Annotated in this window: 15 protein-coding genes and 1 tRNA gene; 5 read left to right on the forward strand and 11 right to left on the reverse strand. The window is 28.8% G+C overall.

The features are described 5' to 3' along the window. The first annotated feature begins 40 nt into the window (after positions 1-40). Complete coding sequence (locus PK35_RS04385) at positions 41-277, forward strand: helix-turn-helix domain-containing protein (protein ID WP_044625471.1); 237 nt, start codon at positions 41-43, stop codon at positions 275-277. Here PK35_RS04385 and PK35_RS04390 read toward each other — a convergent pair. The 3 genes from PK35_RS04390 to PK35_RS04400 form a co-directional block, all read right to left on the reverse strand. Further along, complete coding sequence (locus PK35_RS04390; protein WP_044625472.1) at positions 274-1215, reverse strand: hypothetical protein; 942 nt, start codon at positions 1213-1215, stop codon at positions 274-276. The two genes, PK35_RS04385 and PK35_RS04390, sit on opposite strands and share 4 nt — an antisense overlap. Before the next feature lie 309 nt (positions 1216-1524). Further along, the gene (locus tag PK35_RS04395; RefSeq protein WP_044625473.1) at positions 1525-1962 is read right to left on the reverse strand and encodes a JAB domain-containing protein; all 438 of its coding nucleotides are present in this window, start codon (positions 1960-1962) and stop codon (positions 1525-1527) included. Positions 1963-2099: 137 nt separating this feature from the next. Continuing rightward, entirely contained in the window at positions 2100-2498 is a 399-nt protein-coding gene (locus tag PK35_RS04400; protein ID WP_044625474.1) for a hypothetical protein, read from the reverse strand. A 534-nt stretch (positions 2499-3032) separates the two neighbouring features. Here PK35_RS04400 and PK35_RS04405 point away from each other — a divergent pair. Genes PK35_RS04405 through PK35_RS04420 form a run of 4 tightly spaced genes read left to right on the forward strand, consistent with a single transcriptional unit; the run spans position 3033 to position 9583 of the window. Continuing rightward, positions 3033-3890 carry a HamA C-terminal domain-containing protein gene (locus PK35_RS04405; RefSeq protein ID WP_044625475.1) on the forward strand — a complete coding sequence of 286 codons (858 nt, stop codon included), beginning with the start codon at positions 3033-3035 and terminating at the stop codon, positions 3888-3890. Continuing rightward, positions 3887-6145, forward strand: coding sequence for a DEAD/DEAH box helicase (locus tag PK35_RS04410; protein WP_044625476.1), 2259 nt, complete (start codon positions 3887-3889; stop codon positions 6143-6145). Before PK35_RS04405 ends, PK35_RS04410 begins: the two co-directional genes overlap by 4 nt. After that, entirely contained in the window at positions 6114-7799 is a 1686-nt protein-coding gene (locus PK35_RS04415) for a DUF6035 family protein (protein WP_131474393.1), read from the forward strand. Before PK35_RS04410 ends, PK35_RS04415 begins: the two co-directional genes overlap by 32 nt. Beyond that, a complete protein-coding gene (locus PK35_RS04420) occupies positions 7790-9583 on the forward strand; it encodes a hypothetical protein (RefSeq protein ID WP_044625478.1) in 1794 nt (597 codons plus the stop codon). Before PK35_RS04415 ends, PK35_RS04420 begins: the two co-directional genes overlap by 10 nt. A gap of 55 nt (positions 9584-9638) precedes the next feature. Here PK35_RS04420 and PK35_RS04425 read toward each other — a convergent pair whose 3' ends face one another. The 8 genes from PK35_RS04425 to PK35_RS04460 all read right to left on the reverse strand — a co-directional run bounded on the left by PK35_RS04425 (position 9639) and on the right by PK35_RS04460 (position 16003). Then, positions 9639-10013 (reverse strand): hypothetical protein, encoded by a 375-nt coding sequence (locus PK35_RS04425; protein WP_044625479.1) that lies wholly within the window; start codon positions 10011-10013, stop codon positions 9639-9641. 133 nt (positions 10014-10146) lie between these two features. Beyond that, a complete protein-coding gene (locus PK35_RS04430; protein ID WP_044625480.1) occupies positions 10147-11166 on the reverse strand; it encodes a DUF3871 family protein in 1020 nt (339 codons plus the stop codon). After that, entirely contained in the window at positions 11144-12013 is an 870-nt protein-coding gene (locus tag PK35_RS04435; protein ID WP_044625481.1) for an AAA family ATPase, read from the reverse strand. The genes PK35_RS04430 and PK35_RS04435 overlap by 23 nt, the downstream gene beginning before the upstream one ends. A 311-nt stretch (positions 12014-12324) precedes the next feature. Beyond that, a complete protein-coding gene (locus PK35_RS04440; protein ID WP_044625482.1) occupies positions 12325-13536 on the reverse strand; it encodes a site-specific integrase in 1212 nt (403 codons plus the stop codon). 65 nt (positions 13537-13601) lie between these two features. Next, on the reverse strand, positions 13602-14492 hold the full coding sequence (locus PK35_RS04445; protein WP_044625483.1) for a hypothetical protein: 891 nt from the start codon (positions 14490-14492) through the stop codon (positions 13602-13604). Then, positions 14486-14806, reverse strand: a complete 321-nt coding sequence (locus PK35_RS04450; RefSeq protein ID WP_202903811.1) for a helix-turn-helix domain-containing protein — start codon at positions 14804-14806, stop codon at positions 14486-14488. The genes PK35_RS04445 and PK35_RS04450 overlap by 7 nt, the downstream gene beginning before the upstream one ends. A gap of 131 nt (positions 14807-14937) precedes the next feature. Next, a complete protein-coding gene (locus tag PK35_RS04455; protein ID WP_044625484.1) occupies positions 14938-15819 on the reverse strand; it encodes a hypothetical protein in 882 nt (293 codons plus the stop codon). A 110-nt stretch (positions 15820-15929) separates the two neighbouring features. Continuing rightward, positions 15930-16003: transfer RNA gene (locus tag PK35_RS04460), tRNA-Ala, on the reverse strand. Positions 16004-16070 lie beyond the last annotated feature (67 nt).

A 16070-nucleotide genomic window follows, 5' to 3' on the forward strand; every position in this document is an offset into this window, starting at 1 on the left:
AACAAATATAAATCATTTCTTACCAATCAAACATGATAGGATGGAAAAAGATTTTGTTCTGAGTAAAATAGGTGCAAAGATTAAAGAGATAAGGTTATCTAAAGGCTTATCTCAAGTTGAACTTGTAGCCAGAATGGAAATAAGCACAGACCCCAATAATATTTCAAGATTAGAAGCTGGTAGAAGTAATCTTACCATGTTTACACTTTACAGGATTAGCAAAGCCCTTGAAGTTCCAATGAAAGATTTGATAGATGTTGACCTAAGTGAGGTTTAGTTTTCTTTAATTTGCTGAATATTAGAACAAAATTTGCAGCACCTCAATCCAAAATCTTCTAATTGTAATTTATCAAAGTTCATATTATGAAATTGAAATGTCCACCTAAAGTATTCTTCCAGCATTGTGCTTACTCTTGTCTTTAGAGAATAGTGTTGATTCCAAAAAGTCTTTGCATTTGAAATACCATAGTTTTTAATGAAATCTGAACTAAACAAACGAGGGTGTTCTTCATGTAATTCTTTAAATTTAGATATGATTTCTAAATCATGCTTATCTCTTAAGTAATTCACTTTTGCTAAAAACTTGAGAGTTTCTCCTTGGCACAAAGAATTTCTATAAGATATAATTTGTTCTAATTTATCCTCAAACATTTTTACGTCATAATCCTTGTCTATATACTCTTTACCTGATTGTAATACTTCTTTAGCAATAGTATAATCTATATTTAGCTTATCAAGGTTATGTGTTTTTCTAAAAAGATTATTATACTTATTAACTATGTGGAAGTTATCAATTTCTCCCCTTTCAAATTTTTCTTTAAACTTCATTGTTTTAAACCAGCCTCTATAAGTATTTACTAGCTCCTTACCTCTTTCTTGTACTTCATAGGGAATATGATAATCCTTAAAATTACTATTTAAAGCTTGACAATCTTTGTACAAATGGTATTTAAGGTATCCTCCTTTATAAAAAACAAATTTATAGTCATCTTCCTTTTTCTCATTAAATGTAAAATATGAAAGAGAATCTTGGTCTTCTAATAGCAATTTATAAGCATAAAGTCTTTTTAACTCGTACTGATTAAAGAATTTATGAAGTTGACCTTTGTGATAAATATTCTCTTCAAAAAAAGGTCTACTAATAAACTCAACATCATTTTTAAGCTTAATGTAAGTTATAAGTTTATGAAATACACTTTTAGTAACAAATGCCAAATTCAAAGGTTTTATGCAATTTAGTAAAATACGCAAAACTAATTTTAGCTATTAGGCAGTTTTTACTTAAAACTACTCCATTTTGCTAGGTTAGTAAAGTAATATGTGCTATTCCCATATTTTTGAAAATATTTCCCCTCAACCTGTAACAGTTTTGGCTATATTAATATGTAGTGATTTTATTGTACTAGAGCAATAAAGGAGTTATAATGCTGATTTAGAGTATTCATACGCTCACTCCATTATTTAACAAAACAACAAAGCTGTTTCTACTCCCTAAGAATTTCCATTATTTTGTAGCTCATACAACTACAATAAATTATTCTCATCAATAAAACTATAATATCCTTCTTTTGAAATAATCAAATGGTCCAGCATATTAATGTCAACTATTTTACAAGCTTCTTTAATCTTTGATGTTAAACTCTTATCTGCTTCACTGGGCTTTAAATTACCTGAAGGATGGTTATGTATTAAGATTATTCCATGTACATTGCATTTCAAAGCAATTGCAAGAATCATTTTAATATCTACAGTACATCCAGACGTACCTCCCTTAGATAATTTATGTATACCTAGCACTGTGTTATCTCTATTAAGTAGCAATAATTTAACTTCTTCTTGATATTCTATAAGTTCCAAATTCCAATGAGACAATACTAAATCATAAGCAGTTTTACTATTAGTTATCTTTACTTTACTAGCACCACTATTTGAGTATGAAACTTTTATTTCTGAAATCTCCATAACTTAAATTTTAAGTTTTTCGTAATCTGGTGTAATACCCCTTTAGTAGAAATACCAAATCACGAAAAAGTGAAAATGTCCAGTTTTAGTAAGTATATAATATATACATACGGGTTCTGGACATTTTTTGTTAAATACTAAATAGCCTGTTCAGCTAAATCTGAAACTCCATTTTGAGAGAATACAGAAGTATCTGCCATAAGCTGGTCAACTGCCTCTTCATGCTTAGTAGTTTCCTCATGTTCTGGCACAAATACCCATCTATGAGTTAGCACCAATTCTTCTCCTGTTTCCTTTACAACATAGGCATAAGGTTCAACTTCTTTCTTTACAATAGCTCCTGGCATTTCAGTTCCTATTAAAGCTTTACAAGTAGGCTCATCAAATGTGCTAGTCACATATGCCTTTTTTGCTGTAGCATAAAATTGTCCTGTCTCTTTTGACATTAACATCTCTACACCACCTTGTAATTCTAAAATGAAGAATGGGTTTCCATCTTCTTTTTCTCGTTGTTTGTAACCAATGATTCTAACCATAATAAATAAATTTTTGAGTTGTGAAATAACCTAACTAACTATTCCAATAGAGTATCATTACAACTATCACCTTGAATGAATTAACATTAAAATATTATCAGGTACAAATGGGATTCATCTGCACAAATTGGTGAGGGTATTTAGTGCTGTGGCTGTGCAGAGCTTGAGTGAGGGGCTGGATTACATAGTAGATTCATTAAATATCTTTAAGTTCTAACAAAAGAAATCTTTAAAAGATTGACTTGATGATATCTTAAAACTTCACTAAGACTAACATTTAAAACCTCTTGAAAAAATTAACTTTTTTACATCTAGCCTAAAAAAATAAATGTTTTGTCAGATTGGGGTGGGGACTTTTGTAACTCAAAACATGATGGGGTATATTCTAAAGGACATTCAAGCACACATAATGTCAGGTCTAAAAATTTTATCAGAAATTTTTCATAAAAAATATAATATCAGTAGATTTATACTCTCTCCCTTGTAGTTATTGTAGTATAGTATTTACTGCATATAAATCATTGCCTTTTATATATGAATATTGAATCATTAAAAACCTATACAGAAAATCAAATTTTTAAGTTTGAATATAGTTCAACTGGAAAATTTATTAAAAATTCATTTCACCTTGATTATCTTAAAAATAAATACAGAGAAACTGATTTAATAAGTTTGATTAGAGATACTGTACCCTATTTTGCCCTAACTGAAGAAGAATTTGAACAGTTAGAATCTATAGACCAAACAAGAATTGCTTGGTCTAGAATTTCCAAAGCAAGAAAGGATAAAAAAGGAGATTATGGAGAACTACTTTTATTCCTTATACTACTCATATATTATGATGCTCCTAAACTAGTTACTAAAGTTCGTCTAAGGACTTCCATGAATCTACAAATAAACGGTTATGATTGTGCCCATTTTACCATAGAAAATGATGAGCCTGTACTATGGATTGGTGAATCTAAATTTTATCAAGATTTTTCTTCTGCCCTTACAAAATCAATTTCTTCATTAAATGACCACTGTAATATAATATCTACTACAGATGAACTTTCTATACTGAAGCCAAATATAGAAATAAACAAAAATTCGCATGAAGATTTTATTAAATTACAATCCTTATTTAAGGGTAAATCTATAGATAGAATAAAATTTAAAGTTCCAGTATTATTAACCTATAACAGTAAATGCATTAAAAATAATGATGATATCAGTGATAAATTTAAGACAGAACTAAGAGAAGAAATAGACAACTTATATAATACTATAGAAACTAAAGATATTCAAACTGATTTAAGAAATGTGGATTTCATCTTTTTTTTATTTCCATTTGACGCAGTATCCTATGTGAAAGATTCATTGGAAAACATTGAAAACGCCCTAAGAACATGAGTTCCAAAAACACTTTATCTCTGGTTTTAAACTCTGTTGAGTTAAATCCACAAGTAATAGCATTAGTTGAAAAATTAAGAAATGAAAATGAACTTGATTTTCAAGAATATAAGCTATTACTTGAAGGCACTTATTCTCTATTAAACTCAAAAGATGAAGACTCTTATAATTTAGGCTTATATTCAATATGCCATGTATGTGAATTTTTACCTAATGATAATTTTTTGCTTCAAATACTAAATGACTGCATTGTTTCCTCAAGAATTTTTCTATATAAAGAAATGTTACCAATACTAGAAGGTGTAAAAGAATCTTTTTTAGACTTATATATAAAAAGCTTTTATACATTAGAAACTGGTACTATCCTTACTAAAGACCAGAAAAAAATTCTAAGCTTATTCAATGAGCACAAAAAAATCATTATTAGTGCACCTACTTCATTTGGGAAGTCAAGAATTATAGAAGAAATAATAATAAATAATGATTACCACAATATTGCTATAATACTTCCAACAATAGCTTTATTGAGTGAAACATATCTTAGATTTAATGTAAACAGCCATATAAAAGAAAACTATAATCTGATAAATTCACTTGGACTTGCAGATACAATAGCAAAAAATAATCGAAATATATTCATTCTTACTCCTGAAAAAATGGATATGCTTTTGGATGAAAAGCCTGAATTAAAAATTGATTTCTTTGTTATGGATGAAATTTATAAAATCCAAGATGATGTAGACAGGAAAAGTGTATTCTCAAATTGCTTATACAGGCTAAGTAAAATGGATAATCATTTTTACCTAATTGGTCCTTACTTCAATGATTTTAGCCCAAATTTCAGAAAAGAAACTGAATCTTATTTTAAAAAATTTAGTTCAGAAATTGTGCAAAAAGACACTTACAGCCTTTATAAAATGGAAAAAGGGGAAGAGTATGTTATCAGAAACAAAACTCTCAAAAAGAAAGTAAACCATAAATTAAATTTGAGAGACATTATTAAATCTGTAGATGGACAAACTATAGTCTATAATTATAGAAAAGATTATGTTGAAAGCCTTTCAAAAGATATAATTGCAATTTTAAATAAACCTGATGAAGATGAAACTAGCTCTGATTTAATAGAGTATATTTCAGAATCAATATCTGCTGAATGGTCTCTTGTAAAAGCGTTAAAAAAGGGAGTAGCTTTTCATCATGGCTCAGTTCCAAGATATATTCAAACAGAAATAATTGATTCATTCAACAGCAAAGAAATAGATATTATTGTTTGTACTACTACCATAACTGAAGGAGTTAACACTTCAGCAAAAAATGTTATTTTATACAGCAACGCACTTGGCAAAAAAGATAACCTTCTAACTGGTTTCGAAGTTAAAAATATAAAAGGAAGAGCTGGTAGGTTTAGAGTTCACTTTATTGGAAGAGTATTCTATTTTCATGAGGTAAATGAAAATGATAGAGACATTATTTTAATAGATTATTACGATAAAGAAGAATTAAGCCCAGAAGACGTAATACAGATTGACAAAGAAGACTTAAAAGATAAAAATCTAGAAACAAGAGAAAGACTAGAGGATTTATTGGCTAAAAATAAAGTCCCCCTATCTCTTTTGAAGCAAAACAAATACATACCTATCCACAAACAAATAGGTTTAATTAACTTCTTAAGGGCTAATCCTATTCATTTAGTACTAGCTTATTTTGAGGGTACACACCCTGACAAAGACCAACTAAGTGAAATTTTCAACCTTTCAAGAGAGCATTTATTTAATGAAAGAGATTACAATGATAAAGGGTTCAGATATTGGGAACTAAGCAGATTATTAAAATACTATGTATACCATACTCCATCAATTAAACAATTAATTAATGAACAGACTAACAGTGAATATATAGATTCAAAAATAAGGTCTGCTTTTAAATTAATAACTCATTATTTCGAGTTTGCATTTCCTAGGTACTTTAGAGCCTTTGAAAATTTATACAATTTTGTCTATAGAGAATATCATGATAAACCCGATGGGGGTATTAGTCTCAAGTATTTAATAACCCTACTTGAGTTTGGATTTGTTAAAGAAAATGAAATAGCTTTAAAAGAAGCTGGGTTACCTAATGATATTATTAGAAAAGTTTCTAATAAGTTTTCTGATTGCAATTCATTAGAAGAAGTAAAACTAAAATACTTATACAACCCAAATATTATCTCAAACTTATCTGAGTTTGAACAAAAGATTTTTAGGCGATATATTTAAGATGACTTTTGAGAGAAGTATAAAATCAGCCATAATTGAAGAAACAGGGGAAATTATTCAATCTGATGATTATTTCAATAATAGACAAAAAGGAGATGAAATAAGAACTGAATATAATAGAGGTAACATCACTTTTCTTTGTTTAGGTTGTAAACAAAAATTAAGTCTTTCTAAAAGCAATAAACGTACCTTTTATTTAAAACATTTTCCCAATTCAGAATACTGCGAATTAAAAGAAGAATCATTATCAAGTGAAGAACAAGAAGTTTACAGTCAAATATTAATTGCAAAGGAATCCCCAAGACACATTTTCCTAAAAAATAAAATTGGAGAGTTTTTAAAGGAGACCAAAAATGTTTCGAATGTTAGAATAGATGATTATTGGGTTTTCAACAAAGAGGGTAAAAAAAGAAGACCAGATGTTTATTGTAAATACTTAGACAAAGAAATTGTATTTGAAATACAGTTATCAAACTTATCCCAAAAATATATTTTAGGAAGATATGATTTCTATAAGGAGAGAGGCATTTATTTGATGTGGATTCTTGATAACTTTGAACTAGAGGGAAATACAACTACGGAGTTAGACATCAAGTATTTATCACAGCACCAGAATTACTTTAGATTTAAAGACACTTCTAGTTCTTTCGAATTGAATTGTAAGTTTAAACAAACCCATCTTAACTCCATTAATCAATTTTATGATGAATGGAATGAAGTCAATATAACTTTAGATAAGTTGAATTTTGACGAAGAAAACAATGAGGTTTATTTTTATAACTTTTTAAAAAACAGAGAAGATAAACTCTCAATACAAAAAAGAAATCAAGCAAAAATAGACCAACAAAAACAAGAAAGAAAACTTGAAAGAGAGAGAGATAGAATAACATCTAAAGTTTATGATTTTTTTCAATGTATAGCTACTGAAAAAGAAAAATACCTTTCTAATTTCAGTGCTTTAATCAAAGAGCTAAACTCTTTTAATGAAAAAGAACTTGATGAGCTAAATGATAGATTAGCAATAGACAAAAAAGGCAGATTATTCAATTGGTTAAAAGAAGGGAAATATACTGACTTTGAGTTTTTTGAGTTTTTACTGTCTTCATCAAGAATTGATAAAAACATTAATAAAAAAGATGAGAACGGTAATAGTATTTTATGGTCTCTATTTAATAATGAACTAATTCCTTCAAAAGAACAATACTTACAGCTCTTTTTTAAAAATGGCTTTAAATTTCTAAAAGAAGATGAAGTATTATTAAAGAATCATTACAGCTCTATTGATGAGCAACAAAGAATAGTTCTAGTTTGTCAACTTGCAAATCATACTCCTAAATGGTTAATTGATACTTTGTTTGAATATAAATCTCAAAGAGTTTTTTGTATTGTAAAAAGCTGTCTAGAAAATAAAATAATAGGCTTCAAATTTAAAGGATGGATAGCCTTGTTTAATTATGCTATCCATAATTATCCAGAATACTGGAGCTATATAGAAACCGCCCTAAAATCTACGGAATTATTTGAAACAGTAATTTTATTAGATAAAAAAGGGACATTCCAAAATAAACTAAACAATCAACAAAATGTTCAACAAGAAAATGATAAAAATTTTGCTCAACTCTTTATTCATCTATACCCTGAACTATGCCATTAAAGAATAAAAACAAATATATTTATATAGATAAGTACACTTTCAGAAAAAGAAACAAAAGCACTGGTAATTTAGATGATTTTCGAAATGACATAATATCTACTCTTGGTGATAGTATTTTTAAGTATAAAACATTAGATGAAATTATTTTTAACTCATTAAAAATTATATATCCAATAAATCGAAACCTTAAAAATGATGAATCATCTATTCAAAAAAAAACCTTTCAAGTTTTAGAACACTTTGGATTTAATAGTAGGTTAAAGGCTCGTATCCACAAAATAGGAGATAATGGAGAGCATATAGATATAACAAAAAAAGAACCTAACTTAAGTTCAAAAGAAAAGTATTTAAATGAGATTATTAGATTTAAAGATTTACCGAAAGCACATTTTAATTATTTAAAAGAAGAATCTGAGCATCATTTATTAGAAATTACAAAGTTGGTAACTAAATACTCTAGTACCCCATACATTTCCAAGTATTATTTGAAAGAAGAAAAGCCACCATCTAACCAAATAGAAAGAATGCTTTTGGATTATTACAAAAGATGCATAAGTGAACAACAAGATATTCTGGCTTATAGATATGGGGAGAAAATTAAAGAGAGAGCTATTACCAAAGTTACAAAACTACCTTTCAATTTTCCAGATTGGAATTTTGGTGGAATTTTAGATTTCCCATACTACTCTGCAAGAGCTTATTCTGAAGGGTACTTTAATCATGAATTAATTGAAAAAGTATATCACCGCTTAATAGATACAACTATATATGAAGAAGATGAAAATTATAGAAAACTTTACTTCAATAACAAACGCTCTTTTTACTCAAAACTTTTTAAAAACTATTCTACTAAACAATATTTTAAAGACATCAAATATTACCTAGAGGTACTGCCAATAACTGAGCAAAGAAAAAAAGTAATACAAGAACTTGAATTTTTATTTAATAAACAAAAATGGGTTAGTTTTTATGGAATTACCTTAACTCAGATAGAAGGGCTTTTTGCTGATATGTCCATGATTATGGATGGGAAAGTTAAAAGAAGAATTTATGATAAAATAAATGTGGTTAGGAAATCTGATATTTTGAATTATTTAGATTATTACCAATATCACATCCCTGAAATGAGAAATAGATTTATGCATGGAGAACTAAACGGTCTTGAAAGTGACAAACTAAATTCTTATGATTTATTAACGGACATAAGATTTCTTCTAAAATTCTTTTATGAACTTGATAATCCATTGGTACAGCTAAAAAAAATATTAGCCAAACAAAACTATACTTTCCCTACTCTTGTTGAAGTTGTCTCTTTTTTTAAAATTTTAAATGAAAATAACTCTTCCTTAAAAAATTATATTAAGAACAACTTAGATGAAATAAAACAATTTATTTATACCAACTTGGTTGATAACAAAAATATTGATGTGTTAATTATCAATTTAGAGGAGAATATCAATGATAATGTTTCTAAAGTAAAAGATTTTTTAAGTAAGCTTTTCTCAAAACAAGCTTTTGACCTAGATAAATTTAATCTTAAAACAATTAAATCCTTCTTTGAAAATAATGAGAATAATGAGCTATTAAAATCTGAAATATTTATAATTCAATTACAAATAGATGCCATCTCTAATTATGCTTTCTTTATAAAAAAATACAGGAAGTGGTTAATTAATCTAGAGGAAGACGTAAGCTACTCTTTAGAAAATATATCTAAAAACTACGGTTCTGATTTAAATAAACTTCTGGTATTATCAGACTTTTACAATACAACGCTAGCCTGAAAATAACAAATACGGGGTTCTTAAGTTATTGAAACTAGAAAGTTAAAATCACCTTCTATTTAGTTTCATTTATTTTTTGCAAAATATACGCACTAAATTTTGGGTTAATTTCTGAGATGAAATTATAAATCTCTTCTAATTTTTCCTTTTCGGACTTATTTTTAAACTCTTTATCAAGTCCATTAAACATTTTTAAGTTCTCTCTAAGAGATAATTCATACACATTCGCTTCTTTATCTGAGTGCCTTTTCAAAAATTTTGACTGAATAAAATCCTGTTGAATATAAAATTGACTATTAGCTGTAAATTCGGCAACATTATCATTTTGTATTTCATTATATATACCTTTTGAGTCTATCTCTATCAATGAATATTTATCATGACCTAATTGATTAATATTTACCATATCTGCCACTTCTATTGTATCCAAAAAAATATTAAACCATCATTTAAAATATTTTTAGAATTTTCATAAGCACATATGTGATAGTAGGTGTTCTCCATAATTTTTCTATTTATTCAAATATAAAAAAACTGCCCCAATTTAATTGGGGCAGTAATCATCAACTCAAAAACCAAGAATAATTAGAATCACCATTCAGGGTATTTTTAAGTCCATTTGTAAATTCAAAAGCATTTACATTCCTATCTGAGAATGTATCAATATAACTGCTCTTATTTGCTGATGTAAAGAGATTATATACATTCCACAGGTTTATAGTACCATCTAGATTTTTACAAAACCTTTCATCTTGATAGTAGTCCTTTGCTATAGTGGATATTTGCCCATCATTAAGAAGTAAATTAGGGATTTCAAGTTTCTGTTCCTTGGGTAAAAACCCATAAAGCCTAGATTTACCTACCAATTGAGCAAACTGCTGTTCTGTAAGGCTGTACTCTGTTAGTTGTTTCATTTCCAAAAGGTGTTTCTCTGCGTCATAACTTTCTATAAGCTCCATTATTTTACTAGCCAATTCATGGGTGCTACCTACACGCATTTCAGAAGAAAAACCATCTGTACTAATACACAGATTGCAACAAACCATATTTTGAAAACCTATAAATACTTGAAACTTCTCTACAGACTTTTTACTATAAAGGTTCTCTTTATTGTAAGCACGTACTCCTCCTATGGTCAAGGCTAATTCATTTCCATTGATATTTTCAGTTATACTGGGTACACGAATTATAAATGCCATTCTTTCATAATAGATAGTTTTCTCATGTTCTAATAAGTCTTTAGCTGACTTATGTATGGCACTTGGTGTTCTACCTTTAATCTGATGTGATATTCTTATTTCAGGTGTACTTATACTGTGGTGTGAAAACAATTTTCTAGTACAGTTAAGTACCACTTCAATAAACTCTTGATGTGCAATGGTTTTCTCATTATCTTTTGAAAAGACTGGTATGATGCAATCCTTTTGTAAATGAGAGAGGCTAACAGTTTTGGTGTTAGCCTCTATGAATGGGTTATGCTTGTATGCAAGTGTTACAGGCTTGTTTAAGCTACTTTCTAGCTGAATTACAGGTGTAACTGGCAAAAGTTCCAACCTTGGCTTAGGCATGATTTGTGTGTCCATTTTGACTGAAATTTTTAGGGTTAATCAATTTTTCAAGTTGCTCCTTTTTGTTAATAAATTGAGTCTGGAGACTTTGCTGAAAGGATTTATGTTCTCTATAAATTTCGGATAACTCTGAAACAGATAATGCACTGTTTATCTTATCTATTACATCTTGAGCTACAACAGGTTTGGCACAGCACCATTTCAAGAGTCTTTCTCCCGTTTTAGAAGTAATCACAAATTCAGGCTTATTCATGAACAGTCCAGTTCTATCTTTAGAAGCTTTACATAAATGTTGGTCATTTACTAATTCAAAGTTTACTGTCAACTCATATTCAAAACCTTCAGATGTCACTTCTTTAGTTCCATGTTTAACTACTCTTGATTTACCATTAGTGCCAACATCTAAAGAATAATCTATCTTTCTTCTTGTAGTAGTGATAATATGGCAGTTAGATTGCAAAAGCTTATCTATAAAAGTTTGATGTCTTTTTTTAACTGGACCCCAATCCTGAAACCTTCCTCCAAGCTGTTCGTGTATTTGTAAGCAACCTCCTGTACTATTCCACTCATGGGTAATACTGTCAATTACAATTACTTCAATATCTGCTTCCTCACACACCTTTATGGCTTCAACATACCTTTCTGGACTATAAGGTGCTTTAAGGTCTAATACATTAAAGTTCCCCAAGTCTGAATATAAAGAAGCACTGCTATTTTCTGTATCTATTACAGCTACTTTGCTCCAATCATTTGTCATGCCATAAGCTAACAATAAAGCTGAATGAGTTTTTCCAAACCCACTAGCTCCAGATATTCCTAATCTGAGTTTTACATTTTGTCTTTGACTCTGTTTTAAGTTCATAATTTAATTTTTTAAAGGTTAATATGTATCTTAATTAGTATTCAGATTAAACTGAAAAAAGCATCTTACTGAACTAGTAAAATGCTTTTGTATAATGTGATTTTTAAGAAATGGCTATTAGCTATAAAATGCTTTTAAGCCTTAAATTTGTTGGGTTTTAGAACTTCTATGTAAAGAAAAAATAGTAGCTTTGTGCATCTTTACAGCTACAAAAACTACTACTAAAAGTAGTCCTCGTCCAGAGTTCCTGCGTTGAAAATAATAACATTTTCTAGGATGGGAAGATTTAAAAAGAAACCCTATTAGTTTGTCTATAAATCCATTAATTTCCTATTCTCTTTGTCTAAAGTTTCATTGTCAAACTCCTTTAAATATGACATTGTAATATTTACATCTGCATGACCCATCATTTCTGATATTTTTTCAATTGGTGTTCCACTCATTTTTAGGATAGTGGCAAAACTATGTCTAGCTACATATGAAGTTAAAGGCTTTTCTATGTTAGCCAACCGCCCAAGCTCTTTAAGTCTTTTATTATACATACTAAGCACTTTACATTTCCTGTAATGTATTTGCTGCGCAGTTAAATCTTCTTTTAAAAGTATTGGAAAAACATATTGAGTAAACCTATTTTGAGTTTTATAGTAGTCTAAAATCTCTTGTGCTTTATCAATTACTTCAAGATTAAACTTCCCTTTAGTTTTAGACCTTGTATAATGTATTCTACCATTTTGAATATTAGACCACTTTAAAAGCATCATATCTTGAAAGTTCATACCTCTTGTATAAATGGAGAACATAAAGTAATTGTGGGTTTCTATAAGATGAGGATGTTCACTTAAATCTATATCTCTTATACTTCTAAACTCATCAATAGTTAGTGCTCTCTTAGTTGGTTTAGATTTTAGCTTAGATATTTTATAATCTCTAAAGGGATAAATCTCTTGAGGTATTAACTTCCTTGTGATAGCCTTATTAATAATAGACCTCAGCTCTCTCATTTTAAAGGCAATACCTCCATTCTGATTTCCATTTATTCTAAGGAAAGCTTCATATTTTTCTAAAAATTCTGGAGTTACACTCTGAAAAGGAATATGATTGCCCTTGAACTTTAACAATGAATCTTTAGTGCTTTTATATGCATTAGCATTACTAATTCTATCTGCATCAACCATTTCTTTTATTATCATATCAAAAAACTCTAGCACATTACTGGTTTTAGTTAGTTTAGTACCTCTGAACTTTTCTTCAAATTGAGCTAGGGTAAAATCTAATTTTTGTGCTAAAAAGTCATCTACTATTTTTAATGCTCTTTGTTCTAGTTTTAGTAATATTCTATTTCTTTGATTCCAATTAGGGTGTGATTTCTTGAATCTCTTATTATTAAAGTCCCAATCTTTTTCATAGCAACTAATACCAAGTGTTATAGTTTTAGATTTCCTTTCTTTTACAATACGCATAACAATGGGATACTCTCCTCGCGCATTGGCTTTCTTCCTAAGTAGTATATTAATACTTGCCATTGTTTGTATTTATTGTAAGAGTGATGTATTCCCTATATAAAAAGTGGAGAAAACATCACTCTAGGTTAAAAATTAATTAGTTGTAAATACTTCTTTTGTAAAAGACCTTTTAGAAAGGATTTAACTTGAAGTAAATTATATTTGTTAAGTAACTCTTGATAGGCTCTAATATGCCTCATTTTGGTCTGATTTGACTTTTTAGAGATAACTCTTTCCCAGTATGAGGAGTTATTATATCTTATTAGCTTACATAGGTCTTTTTCTGGAATTATAGACTCATCATAGCTATCTACAATTGTCATTTCATCAAACCTTTGTTTAAGGTTTACAAACAGCTTTCTAAGTTTTTGCTTATCCTTCAGGTCTGTGATTTTATATATACCATATTTTTGAAACTCCTTAGCCTTTAGAAATCTAATTTCAAACCTTAAAATATTTCGAGGTAAACCATATTGTCTAGCCTTATCATATATCTTAATTACAAAGTTGTGATAATCAAATTGCTTTAACTCACCTTTACCATTAAAAACCCTATTATGGTTAGCCCCATTTTGTTTATGCATTAACACATTATTTCTTATGATTTGTTGTGCTGAAACTGGTGTTTCTATATTAAATCCAAACTCGAATTGGGTAAGGTTAACTTTATCTACATCTATTAACTTACTTGAAATGTAATCCACCATATAACAGAGTTTACAATATCCAAAGTCATCATGGTTGTGTGCTTCTTGACTAAACCTGTCATTATAAGCTTTATGGATAGAATTATAAACATAGCCATGTTTAGATGTAACTTTTACTTCAATTCCATTAAAACTAGTTCTGTAGGGATATTTGATTTCTCCTGTATGCAATCCAAATATGGTATCTACCTCCTCAAAGTTTTCTTGCTGACATACAAAGTGTTCAAACTTGTCTTTATCTCTGTAAAACAACCTAATAAAATCTACCATAACCCATTAGAATTAAAGTTAATGGAAGACTGTTCTAATTGCTTTATAATTTCAGAGTCAGGAGCAACCCTACTAGTCTCAATCCAAGTATCTACTTCTACTCTTTTAAAGTAAATCTTCTTTCCACCAGGATTATAAAATGGGATTTCTTTATTACTTGTTATTTTGTATACAGCAGATTTTGATAGCCCTAAATAATCAGCTATTTCATCTACTGTCATAAACTCTTTTAAAGGCTTTAATAGTTCAGCCCATTCTTGTCTAATTTGTTGTATCTGCTCATTAGTAAATACATTGTTTTGTGTCATTTCCATTATCTGAATGATTAAGGAATGTGCGCACATTCAGATTATTAATAACACAAAGAAATAGTATTAAAAATCCTTGTTAACAATAATGTTAGCAAGGTATTAGGTAAAGTGATAGATAAAGTATTAGACCAGATTTAAGAATCTAACATTCTGGTGATGTGGTAAGTTATTCTTTCCAATTTAGGAGAAGTTTTTTTTCTTAATCTTTTATTGGCATTATCCAAATCAGCCTGATTTAAGACTTTCATATTTTTATTGATAAAAGATTTGCTTTTATCAATTTGAGCAACTGAAAGGTTATTAAATAAAGGTTGAATGCAATTAATGAAATGTGCTGCTAGTTCGTTGTTACATTTAAAAATAATAGCTTCATCAGAAGCTGTTGGGTTACCTGTGAGTACATTGATAAAAGTTTCTTCTGAGACTATTTCATCATCTATTATTTCTAAATCAACAGAACTATCATAAAGACTTTCTACTAAAACACTTTTAATAGATGGTTTAATGTCAAAAAAAGAAAATTTAGTAGGAAAATCTGAACTACGTTTTTTGTAAGATTCTCTTAAAGAATACCTGTCTACTAAATAGGATATTATGGATTCTAGAGCACTTTCAATAAACTTCAGTTTAGGGTATACAAATTTAGATTTCTCAGCCAGTATATTTAAATGCTTCAATTGAGTTATAAGAAATTGGTTAGCATTGTTCCCATTCTTATTGATTTCAAGGACTATATCATCAATCTTTTTTTTAGCTAACTTAGATTCTTTATCAATGATTTTTGGGAAACTTTCTTTGAAACTATATGTACCTAAATCCATCTTTTTATCATCTATTGAATTGAAGTTATCAAATTGCCAATATTCTATAATTCCTTTGTCATAATCAATAGACTTGAAATAACCACCTACATAATCTTTAAAATCATTTAAAGCTTTATCTCTTTGAGTTTTTAAAGTATCTGACTCAATTAATTTAATAAAATAGTATAATGGATTATCTTTAGTTTCAGGCATATCCAAAAATATATAAATTTTAAATATCCAAGAAGTAAAATGTTTGACCTATGTTTGACCCAACAAAAAATAAAAAAGCCTCACATCTCTGCAAGGCTTGTTATTGCTAGTGGAGAAGACGGGATTCGAACCCGTGACCTCTTGACTGCCAGTCAAGCACTCTAGCCAACTGAGCTACATCCCCATATTTAAGTTATTTTTCTCTTATTCAAATTGAACAACAAGAAAATTAAAATAACTTTGCCGTAAAT

Source organism: Neotamlana nanhaiensis, assembly GCF_000943555.1.
In the GTDB taxonomy this organism is placed as follows: Bacteria; Bacteroidota; Bacteroidia; order Flavobacteriales; family Flavobacteriaceae; genus Neotamlana; species Neotamlana nanhaiensis.

What these genes read in the sequence shown, in the direction of transcription:
- PK35_RS04435 (WP_044625481.1), bottom strand. Translation starts at nt 12,013, where the DNA reads ATGAACTTAAAACAGAGTCAAAGACAAAATGTAAAACTCAGATTAGGA.
- PK35_RS04450 (WP_202903811.1), bottom strand. Translation starts at nt 14,806, where the DNA reads ATGGAAATGACACAAAACAATGTATTTACTAATGAGCAGATACAACAA.
- PK35_RS04440 (WP_044625482.1), bottom strand. Translation starts at nt 13,536, where the DNA reads ATGGCAAGTATTAATATACTACTTAGGAAGAAAGCCAATGCGCGAGGA.
- PK35_RS04405 (WP_044625475.1), top strand. Translation starts at nt 3,033, where the DNA reads ATGAATATTGAATCATTAAAAACCTATACAGAAAATCAAATTTTTAAG.
- PK35_RS04385 (WP_044625471.1), top strand. Translation starts at nt 41, where the DNA reads ATGGAAAAAGATTTTGTTCTGAGTAAAATAGGTGCAAAGATTAAAGAG.
- PK35_RS04410 (WP_044625476.1), top strand. Translation starts at nt 3,887, where the DNA reads ATGAGTTCCAAAAACACTTTATCTCTGGTTTTAAACTCTGTTGAGTTA.
- PK35_RS04445 (WP_044625483.1), bottom strand. Translation starts at nt 14,492, where the DNA reads ATGGTAGATTTTATTAGGTTGTTTTACAGAGATAAAGACAAGTTTGAA.
- PK35_RS04420 (WP_044625478.1), top strand. Translation starts at nt 7,790, where the DNA reads ATGCCATTAAAGAATAAAAACAAATATATTTATATAGATAAGTACACT.
- PK35_RS04395 (WP_044625473.1), bottom strand. Translation starts at nt 1,962, where the DNA reads ATGGAGATTTCAGAAATAAAAGTTTCATACTCAAATAGTGGTGCTAGT.
- PK35_RS04455 (WP_044625484.1), bottom strand. Translation starts at nt 15,819, where the DNA reads ATGCCTGAAACTAAAGATAATCCATTATACTATTTTATTAAATTAATT.
- PK35_RS04400 (WP_044625474.1), bottom strand. Translation starts at nt 2,498, where the DNA reads ATGGTTAGAATCATTGGTTACAAACAACGAGAAAAAGAAGATGGAAAC.
- PK35_RS04430 (WP_044625480.1), bottom strand. Translation starts at nt 11,166, where the DNA reads ATGGACACACAAATCATGCCTAAGCCAAGGTTGGAACTTTTGCCAGTT.